The organism is Streptomyces sp. P9-2B-2 (genome assembly GCF_030406865.1).
Lineage (GTDB): Bacteria > Actinomycetota > Actinomycetes > Streptomycetales > Streptomycetaceae > Streptomyces > Streptomyces platensis.
This window is the reverse complement of the sequence record NZ_CP129126.1, coordinates 2,881,705-2,895,813: the sequence shown is the minus strand read 5'-3', so window position 1 is coordinate 2,895,813 and position 14,109 is coordinate 2,881,705. Positions and strand designations below refer to the sequence as shown.

The 14,109-nt window shown below is 70.0% G+C and carries 12 protein-coding genes; 6 read left to right on the top strand and 6 right to left on the bottom strand.

The genetic code is table 11. The features are described 5' to 3' along the window. Nucleotides 1–88: 88 nt before the first annotated feature. The 5 genes from QT196_RS12635 to QT196_RS12615 all read right to left on the bottom strand — a co-directional run bounded on the left by QT196_RS12635 (nucleotide 89) and on the right by QT196_RS12615 (nucleotide 5,501). Entirely contained in the window at nucleotides 89–769 is a 681-nt protein-coding gene (locus tag QT196_RS12635; RefSeq protein ID WP_042154348.1) for a response regulator transcription factor, read from the bottom strand. Then, entirely contained in the window at nucleotides 766–2,157 is a 1,392-nt protein-coding gene (locus tag QT196_RS12630) for a sensor histidine kinase (RefSeq protein WP_168478952.1), read from the bottom strand. The genes QT196_RS12635 and QT196_RS12630 overlap by 4 nt, the downstream gene beginning before the upstream one ends. Nucleotides 2,158–2,287: 130 nt before the next feature. After that, the gene (locus QT196_RS12625; RefSeq protein ID WP_290354919.1) at nucleotides 2,288–3,169 is read right to left on the bottom strand and encodes a DUF4429 domain-containing protein; all 882 of its coding nucleotides are present in this window, start codon (nucleotides 3,167–3,169) and stop codon (nucleotides 2,288–2,290) included. A 207-nt stretch (nucleotides 3,170–3,376) separates the two neighbouring features. Continuing rightward, the gene (locus tag QT196_RS12620) at nucleotides 3,377–4,591 is read right to left on the bottom strand and encodes an alpha/beta hydrolase (protein WP_290354918.1); all 1,215 of its coding nucleotides are present in this window, start codon (nucleotides 4,589–4,591) and stop codon (nucleotides 3,377–3,379) included. 256 nt (nucleotides 4,592–4,847) lie between these two features. After that, the gene (locus QT196_RS12615) at nucleotides 4,848–5,501 is read right to left on the bottom strand and encodes a TetR/AcrR family transcriptional regulator (protein ID WP_290354917.1); all 654 of its coding nucleotides are present in this window, start codon (nucleotides 5,499–5,501) and stop codon (nucleotides 4,848–4,850) included. A 115-nt stretch (nucleotides 5,502–5,616) separates the two neighbouring features. On the opposite strand from QT196_RS12615, the gene QT196_RS12610 reads away from it, so the two are divergent. Then, nucleotides 5,617–7,218 (top strand): MFS transporter, encoded by a 1,602-nt coding sequence (locus QT196_RS12610; RefSeq protein ID WP_290354916.1) that lies wholly within the window; start codon nucleotides 5,617–5,619, stop codon nucleotides 7,216–7,218. Nucleotides 7,219–7,771: 553 nt separating this feature from the next. Continuing rightward, nucleotides 7,772–8,185, top strand: coding sequence for a peptidase inhibitor family I36 protein (locus tag QT196_RS12605; RefSeq protein ID WP_266730755.1), 414 nt, complete (start codon nucleotides 7,772–7,774; stop codon nucleotides 8,183–8,185). 125 nt (nucleotides 8,186–8,310) lie between these two features. Here QT196_RS12605 and aceE read toward each other — a convergent pair whose 3' ends face one another. Further along, on the bottom strand, nucleotides 8,311–11,043 hold the full coding sequence (gene aceE, locus QT196_RS12600) for a pyruvate dehydrogenase (acetyl-transferring), homodimeric type (RefSeq protein ID WP_168478946.1): 2,733 nt from the start codon (nucleotides 11,041–11,043) through the stop codon (nucleotides 8,311–8,313). Nucleotides 11,044–11,558: 515 nt separating this feature from the next. Between aceE and QT196_RS12595 the strand changes: the two genes are divergently transcribed. The 4 genes from QT196_RS12595 (at nucleotide 11,559) to QT196_RS12580 (ending at nucleotide 14,101) form a co-directional block, all read left to right on the top strand. After that, nucleotides 11,559–11,990, top strand: a complete 432-nt coding sequence (locus QT196_RS12595) for a DUF3052 domain-containing protein (protein WP_006605843.1) — start codon at nucleotides 11,559–11,561, stop codon at nucleotides 11,988–11,990. A gap of 147 nt (nucleotides 11,991–12,137) precedes the next feature. Further along, nucleotides 12,138–12,596, top strand: a complete 459-nt coding sequence (locus QT196_RS12590) for a peroxiredoxin (RefSeq protein ID WP_085926184.1) — start codon at nucleotides 12,138–12,140, stop codon at nucleotides 12,594–12,596. 162 nt (nucleotides 12,597–12,758) lie between these two features. Further along, nucleotides 12,759–13,334 (top strand): TerD family protein, encoded by a 576-nt coding sequence (locus QT196_RS12585; protein WP_085926185.1) that lies wholly within the window; start codon nucleotides 12,759–12,761, stop codon nucleotides 13,332–13,334. A 191-nt stretch (nucleotides 13,335–13,525) separates the two neighbouring features. Next, nucleotides 13,526–14,101 (top strand): TerD family protein, encoded by a 576-nt coding sequence (locus QT196_RS12580; protein WP_085926186.1) that lies wholly within the window; start codon nucleotides 13,526–13,528, stop codon nucleotides 14,099–14,101. Nucleotides 14,102–14,109: the final 8 nt, after the last annotated feature.

Genomic DNA, 14,109 nt, shown 5'->3' with positions numbered 1-14,109 from the left:
CCGCGGAGCCGACTCCCGGGGGCTACGGGGGTAGGGGGCCCCGGCCGCGTTCGTCCTCAGGGAGGAGAGACGCGGGCGAGAGCGGGCGCTACCGCTCCCCGGGCGAGACCAGCCCCGACTCGTACGCGAAGATCACGGCTTGCGCGCGGTCCCGCAGATCCAACTTGGCGAGCACCCGGCTGACATGGGTCTTCACGGTCTGCTCGGCGACGATCAGCGCATCGGCGATCTCCAGGTTCGACAGCCCGCGGGCGATCAGCTCCAGGACCTCCGTCTCGCGCGGGGTGAGCCCGTTCAGCCGCAGCGCGGGCCGGCCCTTCCGCGCCACCGGCCCCGAGCGGGCGAAATCGGCGATCAGTCGCCGGGTCACCGACGGCGCGAGCAGCGCCTCACCGGCCGCCACCACCCGGACCGCGGAGATCAGATCGGCCGGCGGCGCGTCCTTGAGGAGAAAGCCGGACGCGCCCGCGCGCAGCGCCTCGTAGACATAGTCGTCGACATCGAACGTGGTCAGCATCAGCACCTTCGGGCGGTGGGTGACCCCGGCGGGCGGCGCGAGCAGCTGACGGGCCGCCTCCAGCCCGTCCATCTCCGGCATCCGCACATCCATCAGCACCACATCGGGGTGCGTCCGGCGGCTCAGGGCCACGCCCTGCACCCCGTCCGGGGCGTCGCCCACCACATCGATATCGCTCTGCGCGGCGAGCAGCGCGGCGAAACCCGCACGCACCATGGCCTGGTCGTCGACGATGATCACGCGCGTGGTCATACGGAGTGGGCATCCTTTGTTGTGGAGAGGGGCGCCTGAGAAGGCGGTGAGGTGAGGGGGAGCCGGGCGGCGACCCGGAAGCCGCCGTCGGGCAGCGGCCCGGTGTCGAGCGAACCGTCCACCAGCCGGACCCGCTCCCGCATACCGATGAGGCCATGGCCGGTGCCGGTGGTCTCCAGGGGCGCAAAGGGCGCGGACGGCGCGGAGTTGACGATCAGCACGGTCAGCCGTGCGCCGTCCGCGGCCACCGTCACCGACACCCGCGTCGGCGCCCCCGGGGCATGCCGCACCACATTGGCCAGCGCCTCCTGCACGATGCGGTACGCCGACAGATCCACCGCCGGTTCGAGCGCCACCGGCTCCTCCGGCAGTGCCAACTCGACCGGCACGCCCGCCCGTACGGTCCCCTCGACCAGCTTCGGCAGCATGCCGATCCCGGGCTGCGGGGTCTTCTCCGCGCCGCCCTGCTGCTCCGCCTCCTCGCTGCGCAGCACGCCCAGCAGCCGGCGCATCTCCGCCAGCGACTCCCGGGCGGTCGCCGCGATCGCCCCGAACTCCTCCTCGGCCTCCCCGGGCAGCCCGCTGATGCGGTACGGCGCGCTGGCCGCCTGGACGGTGATCACCGACATGTGGTGGGCGACGACATCGTGCAGCTCACGGGCGATCCGGGCGCGCTCCTCCAGCAGCGTCCGACGGGCACGCTCGGCCTCGCTGATGGTCTCCTGCTCGATCAACTTGCGCTGGGCGTCGCCGCGTTCGCGCAGTGTGGCGCCCATCATCAGCACCACACCGGTGAGCACGAACATCAGCACCCAGGTGTTGTTGCTGCCGTCGGGGGTGAACACCTGGGAGAGCAGGCCCGCCACCCCGGTCGTCAGCCAGACGGCGGTCAGGGTGCGCCGGCGCTCGCGCAGCGACAGCGCCAGCATCAGGGCGAGATAGCCGACGATCTCCATGGGCGGCCAGGGCCAGGCGCGGCCCGCGACACCGTCGGCGCCGATCAGCGCCACGGCACCGACCACATCCGCCGCGAAGATCACCCACCAGGCCTGGAGCGGCCGGGTCACCGCGAGCAGCAGCGGCACGGTCTGCGCGGTGGCGAGCGCACCGACCAGCCCGCCCTCCAGGCCGTAGTCGTTGCCGAGGACATTGATGCTGGTCGGCAGCAGGGACACCGCGAACCCGAACGCGACCACATAGGGCAGGCGGCGCAGCCAGGGACTCCGGACGCTGCCCAGCAGCGGGGTGCCGGGCTCGGTCGGGGTGCCGAGCTCCACGGCCAGGACACGCAGCGCCTGCCGTGCGGCGCGCAGCACCCGTTGCCGGGCCGGCTCACGCCCAGGGCGCGGAGCCGGCCCACGGTCGGGGGTGGAAGCTCGTGCAGTCATCGCGCCCTCCATCTAAGCGGAGCGCGACGGCCACGGCGTCATACCAGGGGCCGGACTTCCGCCCCGTACCACGGTATGAGTCCCTGCCTGGTCAACGGCCCGCGCTCGCACGCTGATCCGGACGAGAGGCCTACAACTCCGCCAGCAGTTCGGCCTTCTTCGTGCTGAACTCGTCGTCGGTCAGCAGACCGGCGCCGTGCAGTTCGCCGAGGTGCCGTATCCGGTCCGCGATATCCGCGGGATCGCGGCGCGTCTCCCCGGTCCGGTGGCGTACCGGCGCGCCCTCCGGTGTCTCCTGCAGCGGCTCGGCGGCGCGTACGGCCTGGAGCACCGAGGCCGCGAACGGCAGCGACTCGTGCACCGGGCCGTACCCCAGCCCGAACATCACGGCGGCCGGATCCTGGTCCGCCTCGCCCGTTTCCGGCTCGCGGGCCCCGCGCTCCAACAGGCGCAGATAGCCGTTGAGGATCTCCGGCGACCGCCATTCGACCCCGGCCAACTCGCCGACGGGGAAGGTCTGGTCGCCGCACTTCCACTTGGCCGAGGACGCACCTGTCCAGAACCACCGGAAGGCGACCGCGTGCCCGTCGAAGGACGCCTTGCCGTCATACGCCTTGAAGTGCAGCGGGGGCTGCGGCGCGGCCACCAGATGGCGGTCGGCGGGCTCCTTCGCATCGGGGCCGAGCACCGTGCGCAGCTCGTCGGCGTAGTACTCCGCCAGCGTCTCGCGTTCGGCCGGGAGCACCAGCCGATAGGGGTCGGCGTCCTCCTTGAGCTGCCCGTTCGCCGCTTCCATCAGGGGATCGGCACCGTGCCGGGGCATGGCGTGCAGCACCACCGTGCCACGTCTGCCCTCGGTCACCTCGACGGAACTCAGCGCCTCGTACGGAATACGTCGCTCGCCGAGCGCCTGGAACAGCTTCGGCCTGCGGATCCCCCGTTCGAAGCGGATGAGTACGGAGTCCGTGTCGAACTCCCAGACGGCATGAAAACCGGCCAGCACATCACCCATGCGGCTCATCGTATGCGGGCGGTTACCCACTCGTCCCCCTTCCTGACGCGTCGGGGGGCACCGGCGAAGCGGCGCGTATCACTCCGGTCACCCGCGCTGCCTCCCGTCCCGGTGGACGTCACGGCACTCCGGCGCAGTTCCCGCGGGCACCCCGTCCCCGGGCGCCGGGCCGTACCCGCGTCCTGCCGGCCGGTGCCTTCGCGGCCCTCAGACCAGCGCGGTGCGGCACTGCGGGTCGTCGGACGCGCAGTCGACGGTGTCCGTCGCGCCGACCCCGACCAGCGCGAAGTTGCGCAGGCTGCGGGTGCCCGGCGCGAAGTACCCGGCGTGGCCGACGGCGCCGTCGGCCGACAGGATCCGGGAGCCGAAGGACGGGTCGACCGGGTCGGCGCCGTGGCCGAGCCCGCCGACCTCCAGGTTGGGGATGTCCTGGATCCAGTCGTCGGAGTCCCGCATCGCCCAGACCCGGGCCTGGGTGCCCAGCCGGGCGCGGTTCTCGGCCCGCATACCGGGGCTGCCGGCCACCGCGATGTCCTCGACGTTGGACGGCAGCTCCCGGGCCGCGACCCCGCACACCACGGAGCCGTAGCTGTGGCAGAAGAGCGAGACGGTGTCGGACGAGGGCAGCGAGTTCACCAGGGCACGCAGCCGGATCGCACCGTCCGCGGCGAGCTTCCCGGTGGCGGCCTCGACGCCGATACCGGGCGGCGAGGTGAAGTCGGCCCAGGCGATCACGGCCGTACGGGCGCTCGGCCGGGCCGCCCGCTCGGCGCCGTAGAGGGCGCGTGCCATACCGACCGGGGCGGTGGTCGCCCGCGCGGTGCGCTCGAAGGTCGTCAGATTGGTGTCCACGCCGGGCACCACGACGGACACCCGGTGGGCCGCCGGGAGATTGCCGAAGACCTCGGCGGCCCGGCCGCCGCCGGCCGGATCGAAGGCCAGGATCTGCCGGTTGGGGCTCATCATCGAGGCGAGGCGGTGCATCAGCCGGCCCGCCTCCTGGCGGCCGACGGGGGTGAGCCGCTGGTCGTTCATCCGGCGTTTCTCGACGCGCCGGGCGTCGTCGATCGCCATCCGGTTGGCGCGGTAGCGCAGCTTCACGGGGGCGCCGCCCATATTGCCCACGACCAGCGGATAACGGTCGGAGAGCTGCTGCTTCTCGGCCCGGCTGAGGGTGGCGAAGAAGGCCCGGAGCGCGGCCGGCGGACCCTGGGGGTCGGGCAGCGGGCGTCCGAGGAAGGTGGCGTGCTGCCAGGAGTTCCTGGCGGTGGCCAGCGGGTTGGTGTCCTCCGTGCTGCCTCTGACCGCCGTCCAGCCCGTTATGGCGAGCATGACGAACACCACCGCCAGAGCGAGGGCGGCACGCCAGGCCGTGGACTGAAGGAAACCGGAGGAGGGGCCGAGACCCGAGAAGGAATTCACCGCGAGCCACCCTAGGAGACATGAGAGGGCGCTCGCTGTGACCGTGAGTGATATCACGTTTCACGGTGGGTATTTCGACCAAAACGGACACGATCCATAGATTTCCGGTGCTCAGCCGTGCAGGGGTGGTCTCATGAGGTGCCGATCATGATCGCTTAGCGAAGGCTTTTCCTCACGGAGAGTGGCGGAAGGTGGCATCGGCGGAGCCATCGGTTCCGCCCCGCCCGGTGCGTCCGCGGGCCCGTCGCCGGTGCGCTCAGCGCGCCCGCCAGTCGTCCTCCATCGCCGGCCCGATGTGGTCCAGATACGACGTGGTCAGCTCGTGGATCGATGCCACGCTGCATTCCTGGCCCTCGCCCCACACCTGGCCGGCCACCCGCATCACCCCGCCGAACGCGGCGACCAGCACCCGCGGCCGGGGATCGGCGTCCACATCCAGTCCCTCGCGCCGGGCGATCAGCCGCGCTATCTGCTCCTCCATTTCGGAGGAGCGCCGCAGATGCGCGGCAATCAGGGCGGGCGTCGACTCGATCATCCGGAACGAGCGCATGTACAGCTCCACCGGGATCACCGACTCGATGGCGTCGCCGATGTCGTCCCAGGCCGCCGTCACGGCGCTGCGCAGGGCGGTCAGCGGCGCCTCCGCCGCGGGCCGCCCGGCCAGTACTTCGAGGAAGCGCGCCTCGACCATCTCCTGGACGGCGAAGGCGACGTCCTGCTTGTTCGCGAAGTAGCGGAAGTACGTCCGCTGGGAGACATCCACCGCCTCCGCGATCTCGTCGATCGTCGTCGTCTCGTATCCCTGCTCCGTGAACAGTTCGAGCGCCGCGCGGATCAGCGCGTCGCGGGTGCGCTGCTTCTTGCGCTCCCGCAGGCCCGCGGGTGCCGAATGCGGCGTCGGGGTCGCCATCCTGAGCCGCCTTTCCGTGGTGTTCTCGCTGCTCAGGTTACCTGTGAGCGAGGTGACAGTTACCGACTCATGAAATGCTTTGTCAACTGTCAGTGGCTGACATTAGCCTCGTCGTATGAGTTCTCAGACCCCGGTCGCCGAAGCGGCGCCGGACCTTCCCGTACCGGCTCCCCCCAAGGGGCTGCGCGGTCATCCGTGGCTGACCCTCTTCTCCGTCGCCATCGGCGTCATGATGGTCGCCCTGGACGGCACGATCGTCGCCATCGCCAACCCGGCCATCAAGCAGGACCTCGGCGCCTCGCTCGCCGACGTGCAGTGGATCACCAACGGCTACATGCTCGCGCTGGCCATCGCGCTGATCACCGCGGGCAAGCTGGGTGACCGCTTCGGCCACCGCCAGACCTTCCTCATCGGCATCCTCGGCTTCGCCGCCGCCTCCGCCGCCATCGGGTTCTCCGAGGAGGTCGCGCTGGTCGTCACCTTCCGGGTGCTCCAGGGCCTGTTCGGCGCGCTGCTGATGCCCGCCGCGCTGGGGCTGCTGCGCGCCACCTTCCCGGCCGAGAAGCTCAACATGGCGATCGGCATCTGGGGCATGGTCATCGGCGCCTCCACCGCCGGCGGCCCGATAGTCGGCGGACTGCTGGTCGAGCACGTCAACTGGCAGTCCGTGTTCTTCATCAACGTCCCGGTCGGTGTGCTGGCCCTCGTCCTCGGCCTGGTGATCCTCAAGGACCACCGCGCGGAGAACGCCCCCCGCTCGTTCGACATCCCGGGCATCGTGCTGCTCTCCGGCGCGATGTTCTGCCTCATCTGGCCGCTGATCAAGGCCGGGGAGTGGCACTGGGACAGCATGAAGACCTGGGGCTTCCTGATCGCCTCCGTGGTCCTCTTCGCGCTGTTCGCCCTCCTGGAGAGCAAGGTCCGCGAACCGCTCATCCCGCTGCGGATGTTCCGCTCCCTGCCGCTGACCGCCGGCGCCGTCCTGATGGTGCTGATGGCCTTCGCCTTCATGGGCGGCCTGTTCTTCGTGACGTTCTACCTCCAGAACGTGCACGGCATGACGCCCGTCGACAGCGGTCTGCACCTGCTGCCGCTCACCGGCATGATGATCGTCGGCTCGCCGCTGGCCGGCGCCCTGATCACCAAGTTCGGCCCGCGCATCCCGCTGGTCGGCGGCATGGTCCTCACCGCCGTCGCCATGTACGGCATGTCCGGCCTCGACACCGGCACGGGCACCGGCCTGATGTCCCTCTGGTTCGCGCTCCTCGGCCTGGGCCTCGCGCCCGTCATGGTCGGCGCCACCGAGGTCATCGTCGGCAACGCCCCGCTGGAGCTCTCCGGTGTCGCCGGCGGCCTCCAGCAGGCCGCGATGCAGGTCGGTGGCAGCCTCGGTACGGCCGTGCTCGGCGCGGTGATGGCCTCCCGCGTCGACAACGACCTCCCGGACAACTGGCGGTCGGCCGGTCTCCCGCCGGTCCCGCCCGCCCAGTCGTCCCAGCTCTCCGACGCCGTCTCGGCCGGTATCGCCCCGATCCCGAAGGGCACCCCGCCGGAGTTCGCCCAGAAGATCACCTCGGTCGCCCACGACACCTTCGTCTCCGGCATGGCCCAGGCCTTCACGGTCGCCTGCGGTGTGGCGGTCGTCGCGGCGGTCGTCGCCTTCTTCACCAAGCGCGGCGCGAACGCCGAGGCGGGCGCCGGCGTCGGCCACATCTGACCGGCGGCCCCGGCGGTACGACGCCTGTCCTGCGGAGCGACGTACGGCCGGCCGGCCCGGCCCCCGGCGCGCGGTACGTACGAGGTTCCCTCCTCGTACGTACCGCGCGCCGCCGACCATTCCCGGCCCGCAGGACGGCCTCGCCGCACTCCGCCCGTCAACCGGCCGCCCCGGCCCGCCATCCGGCCCCATTCGCCAGGGCCCAGGTGGCAGTTGGCCCGGCCCGGTCAGCCGAATCCCTCATCCTGATGAGCCGGACCGGGAACCCCGTTCCTTCCCTACGGCGCGCGGCGCGCCACGTGCGGCCACCGCACCCCGGCAGACACCGGGCGGAACGGTTCCGCGGCCCGCCCGCGACGCCCCGCCGGACGTCAACCCCGCGCACCGGCCGCCGCGCCCCGGCTCCGTTGGCTGTCCACATACCTGATCCGGGTGGTGGCGCCGCCACGGCCTTGGCATCCGCACCCCGCCCTCGCGAAGCTCGATGACGAACCCGCCGCGGGCAACCGGCCCGCCGCGGGGCCTCAGCGTCGTACTCCACGGGGGAGATCTCATGCGCCTGCACACGTTCCGGACCACCGCGCTGCTCACCGGCCTGCTGGCCGCCCTGACCGCGGCACTCGCCGCTCCGCCCACCCTCGGCACCCCGGCCGCCCACGCGGCCACCGGCCGTCGCACGGCCGCCTCCGGCGCCTGCGGCGCGGGCCAGCTCTGCCTCTGGCCGAAGGCCGACTTCGGCGGCGGCCGGCGGACCTACGAGCTGTCCGGCACCGATATCGAGAGCTGCGTCCCCCTGCCCAAGGGGAGCGGCGCCGCCGCCCTCGCCAACCGCACCGGCCGGCCGGTGACCACCTACCAGAGCGGGGAGTGCGCCGAGACCGCCGAGTTCGACACCTATCCGGGCGGCGGCAGCTGGGTGCCCCGATCCCCGTACCGGGTAAGGGCGTTCAAGGTATGGGAGCGCTGACCCGGCCGCTCCTGGGCCCGCCGCCCGCCCGTACGCCCCGCCGCACAGCACCGCGCCCCCCGACCGGCGAAGGGCGCTGGTCGGGGGGCGCGGCGGAGGCGCTGCGGCGGCAGGCCGCGGAGAGGTCAGGCGTCGCCGCCGGCCTCACCCGCGTCGGCGGCCGTGACGTCCAGGAGCTGGTAGCGGTCGATCGCCTGCTTCAGCAGCGACCGGTCGACCTTGCCCTCCTTGGCGAGCTCGGTGAGCACGCCCAGGACGATGGACTGCGGGTCGATGTGGAAGAAGCGACGGGCCGCACCACGGGTGTCCGCGAAGCCGAAGCCGTCCGCACCCAGCGACTGGTACGTGCCGGGAACCCAGCGCGCGATCTGGTCCGGAACCGCACGCATCCAGTCCGACACCGCGACCTTCGGGCCCTCGGCGCCCTGGAGCTTCTGCGTCACGTACGGGACGCGCTGCTCCTCCTCCGGGTGCAGAAGGTTGTGCTCCTCGATCTCCACCGCGTCGCGGCGCAGCTCGTTCCAGGACGTCGCCGACCAGACATCGGCCTTGACGTTCCACTCGTCCGCGAGGATCTGCTGGGCCTCGATCGCCCACGGCACCGCCACACCCGAGGCGAGGATCTGGGCGGTGTGCTCGCCCTTCTCGCCGGGCTTGACGCGGTGCAGCCCCTTGAGGATGCCCTCGGCGTCGACCTCGGCCGGCTCCGCGGGGTGCTGGATCGGCTCGTTGTAGACGGTCAGGTAGTAGAAGATGTCCTCGGCGTTCTCGCCGTACATCCGTCGCAGACCGTCCTTGACGATGTGCGCGATCTCGTAACCGTAGGCCGGGTCGTAGGCGACACAGGCCGGGTTGGTCGAGGCCAGCAGCTGGGAGTGGCCGTCCGCGTGCTGGAGACCCTCACCGGTCAGCGTCGTACGTCCGGCGGTGGCGCCGAGCACGAAGCCGCGGGCGAGCTGGTCGGCCATCTGCCAGAACTGGTCACCGGTGCGCTGGAACCCGAACATCGAGTAGAAGACGTAGACCGGGATCAGCGGCTCGCCGTGCGTCGCATAGGCGGAACCCGCCGCGATCAGCGACGCCGTGCAGCCCGCCTCGGTGATGCCGTCGTGCAGCATCTGGCCGGTCGGCGACTCCTTGTAGGCAAGGAGAAGTTCGCGGTCGACCGACTCGTACTGCTGGCCCAGCGGGTTGTAGATCTTGGCCGACGGGAAGAACGCGTCCATACCGAAGGTGCGGTACTCGTCGGGCGCGATCGGCACGAAACGCTTGCCGATCTCCTTGTCCCGCATCAGGTCCTTCAGGACCCGGACGAACGCCATGGTCGTGGCGATCTTCTGCTGCCCCGAGCCCTTCTTGGCGCCCGCGTAGGCCTTGTCGTCCGGCAGCTTCAGCGGCTCGGCGCGCACGACGCGGGTGGGCACATAGCCGCCCAGGCCCTTGCGCCGGTCGTGCATGTACTGGATCTCTTCGGAATCGCGGCCCGGGTGGTAGTACGGCGGAAGGCCGTCCTCCAGGTCCTTGTCCGGGATCGGCAGGTGCAGCCGGTCACGGAAGCCCTTGAGGTCCTCGACCGTCAGCTTCTTCATCTGGTGGGTCGCGTTGCGGCCCTCGAAGTTCGGACCGAGCGTCCAGCCCTTGACGGTCTGCGCCAGGATCACCGTCGGCTGGCCCTTGTGGGCCTTGGCCGCCGCGTACGCCGCGTAGATCTTCTTGTGGTCGTGACCGCCACGGCCCAGGTGCAGGATCTGGTCGTCGGTCATGTTCTCGACCATCGCGCGCAGCCGGTGGTCGTCACCGAAGAAGTGCTCGCGGATGTACGAACCGGTCTCGGTGGCGTACGTCTGGAACTGGCCGTCGGGGGTGGTGTTGAGCTTGTTGACCAGGATGCCGTCGCGGTCCTGCGCGAGCAGCGGGTCCCAGCTGCGGTCCCACACCAGCTTGATGACGTTCCAGCCGGCGCCGCGGAACTGCGACTCCAGCTCCTGCATGATCTTGCCGTTACCGCGGACCGGGCCGTCGAGGCGCTGGAGGTTGCAGTTGACGACGAAGGTCAGGTTGTCCAGGCCCTCACGGGCGGCGATGGACAGCTGGCCGAGCGACTCGGGCTCGTCCATCTCGCCGTCGCCGAGGTACGCCCAGACGTGCGACTTGGAGGTGTCGGCGATGCCGCGCGCCTCCATGTAGCGGTTCATCCGCGCCTGGTAGATCGCGCCGAGCGGGCCGAGGCCCATGGAGACGGTCGGGAACTCCCAGAAGTCCGGCATCAGCCGCGGGTGCGGGTAGCTGGACAGCCCGTCCGGAGCCTTGGACTTCTCCTGCCGGAAGGCGTCGAGCTGGCCCTCGGACAGCCGGTCCAGGAGGTACGCGCGGGCGTAGACACCGGGCGAGGCATGGCCCTGGAAGAAGATCTGGTCGCCGCCGTCGCCCTGGTCCTTGCCCCGGAAGAAGTGGTTGAAGCCCACGTCGTAGAGGGAGGCCGAGGAGGCGAAGGTGGCGATGTGGCCGCCGACGCCGATGCCCGGACGCTGGGCGCGCGAGACCATCACGGCGGCGTTCCACCGGGTCGCGTTCAGGACCTTGCGCTCGATCTCCTCGTTGCCGGGGAAGAACGGCTCGTCCTTGGTCGCGATGGTGTTGACGTAGTCCGTGCTGCGCATCTCGGGCACGGCCACACGCTTCTCGCGGGCGCGCTCGATCAGGCGGAGCATGAGGTAGCGGGCACGTTCCCGGCCTCGCTCGTCGACGGCCGCGTCGAGCGAGTCGAGCCATTCCTGGGTTTCTTCGGGATCGAAGTCCGGGACCTGGCTGGGAAGGCCGCCAATGATGATCGGGTTTCGATCGGATCCGGAAGCCACGCTGTTCCTTCGTGTTCGGTTCGTGTCGTGCCCGGCAAGATTTTGATGCTGCGCACGGACGAATGCTGTCTCTGCCTTGGTGTCGCGCCGTCTTCCATCGTGTACCGAGCCACACGGATACGTCACCTCTACCGATGGGTAACCCATCCGTAGAGAGATGGCGCTGAAAAGGCCGATTTCTTTGGTCGGCCAAATCGCAACCATACGCCCATGTCGAAAGTGCTTCGCGTACGGACGTGCGGACCCCGAAATCAGGTCCGCGAGCCGCGGCCGCCCCCCGAAGGGACCAGTCCCGCGCCAGTACCCGATAAGCCCTGGAGAACGCTGTGGCGTGAATCACTTCGGCGTGTCCCGCTGGGGTCGTGGTTGCGGCGAGACGCGTCCAAACGTCACCGTTTCGGCGGTCTGGACCGCCGGGTACTTGCGCGATCCGCCCGGCCCGTGTGGACTACGCCCAATGCTCCGCGCACGCGCGGGGTCCCCGAGCATTTCCGAAACATGACAGGAGGCAATCCGTGAGCGCGACCGCGGACCACGCGGAGGAGCGGACCAACCCTGCCGCCAGGCTTGGGTTCGAGCCCGGACAGGTGGTCCAGGAGATCGGTTACGACGACGACGTCGATCAGGATCTCCGCGAAGGCATTGAGACCGTGATCGGCCAGGATCTCGTCGACGAGGACTACGACGACGTCTGCGACGTCGTTGTGCTGTGGTTCCGCGACGAGGACGGCGACCTCACGGACGCGCTGGTGGACGCCATCGGCCTGATCGACGAGGGCGGGCAGATCTGGCTGCTGACCCCGAAGACCGGCCGTGAGGGATACGTCGAGCCGAGCGACATCAATGAGGCCGCGCAGACCGCGGGTCTGTCCCAGACCAAGAGCATCAACGCGGCCAAGGACTGGACCGGCAGCCGCCTGGTCACACCCAAGTCCGGCAAGCGCTGAGCCACACCGACTCGACGTTCGCCACCGAGCCCCCTCCGCCTGTTCCGGAGGGGGCTCGGCCCTGTTCAGGAGGGGTTCCCCGGGCGTGCACGGCTGCGCGTAGGGTTGGTCGCGTCCTGTTGAGAGTGAGCGGAAGGGAAGCACCCCATGGCGATCGAGGTCGGCACGAAGGCTCCGGATTTCGAGCTGAAGAACCAGCACGGCGAGCTGGTCAAGCTCTCCGACTTCCGCGGCGAGAAGGCCGTCGTCCTCCTCTTCTACCCCTTCGCCTTCACCGGTGTGTGCACCGGCGAGCTCTGCGCACTCCGTGACGAGCTGCCGGCGTTCGTCAACGACGAGGTCCAGCTGCTGGCCGTCTCCAACGACTCCCCGTTCTCGCTGCGCGTCTTCGCCGAGCAGGAGGGTCTGGAGTACCCGCTGCTGTCCGACTTCTGGCCGCACGGCGAGGCCTCGCGGGCGTACGGCGTCTTCGACGAGGAGAAGGGCTGCGCGGTGCGCGGCACCTTCATCATCGACAAGGAGGGCGTGGTGCGCTGGACGGTCGTCAACGGCCTGCCCGACGCCCGCGACCTGAACGACTACGTCAAGGCGCTCGGCAACCTCTGAGCCGGCGCCTGCCCCGGCCGTCGCTGCGCCCACCGGGCCGACATCCGCAGGATCCAGGTGCGATATCTGCAATCGGTGGGAACCGGTCACTAGGATCAATTCGTTGATCCGATGCCATGCACGATGGGGGCGCAGGTACCCCTCGAATCTATGGGAGGACTCGTGGGAGTCAGCCTCAGCAAGGGCGGCAACGTCTCGCTGACGAAGGAAGCCCCCAATCTGACCGCCGTCATCGTCGGTCTGGGCTGGGACGCGCGTACCACCACCGGTACGGACTTCGACCTGGACGCCAGCGCCATGCTGACGAACGACCAGGGCAAGGTGGCCAACGACCAGAATTTCGTGTTCTTCAACAACCTGAAGAGCCCGGACGGTTCGGTCGAGCACACCGGTGACAACATCACCGGTGAGGGTGAGGGCGACGACGAGCAGATCAAGGTGAATCTGGCCGCTGTGCCGGCCGATGTCGCCAAGATCGTCTTCCCGGTGTCGATCTACGACGCCGAGACCCGCCAGCAGAGCTTCGGCCAGGTCCGCAACGCCTTCATCCGCGTCGTCAACCAGGCCGACAACAATGAGCTGGCGCGCTACGACCTGAGCGAGGACGCCTCGACCGAGACCGCCATGGTCTTCGGCGAGCTGTACCGCAACGGCGCCGAGTGGAAGTTCCGGGCCATCGGCCAGGGCTACGCCTCGGGCCTGCGCGGCATCGCCCAGGACTTCGGCGTCAACGTCTGACCGGCCGGATCCGAGGTCCGATCGTCGACGTCCGGCCGGGCAGCACCGCCGTAGCGGCTGCCCGGGCCAGGAACCACCGCGTCCGGCGCCGTACGTCCCTGTCCGGGGAGTGCGGCGCCGGACGCGCTTGAACGAGGGTTGCGGGCCGCGCGCCGGGCGGGCCCGCACCGACACCGGGGAGGAAGCGAACGATGAGCGTCACGCTTGCCAAGGGGGGCAATGTCTCCCTGTCCAAGGCCGCGCCCAATCTCACGCAGATCATGGTCGGCCTCGGCTGGGACGCGCGGTCCACGACCGGAGCGCCGTTCGACCTGGACGCCAGCGCGCTGCTGTGCGGGTCGGGCCGGGTGCTGGGGGACGAGTACTTCGTCTTCTACAACAACCTCAAGAGTCCCGAGGGCTCCGTCGAGCACACCGGGGACAACCTCACCGGCGAAGGTGAGGGCGACGACGAGTCGATTCTGGTGGATCTTTCCCAGGTGCCCGAGCAGGTCGACAAGATCGTCTTTCCGGTCTCGATCCATGAGGCCGATCTGCGCGGACAGAGCTTCGGCCAGGTCAGCAACGCTTTTATCCGTATCGTCAATCAGGCCGACGGCAGCGAACTCGCCCGCTACGACCTCAGCGAGGACGCCTCCGGCGAAACCGCGATGATCTTTGGCGAGGTGTATCGCTACAAGGGCGAATGGAAGTTCCGGGCGGTGGGGCAGGGGTACGCGTCGGGTCTCCGGGGCATCGCTCTAGACTTCGGGGTCAACGTTTCGTAAAGCGCCGC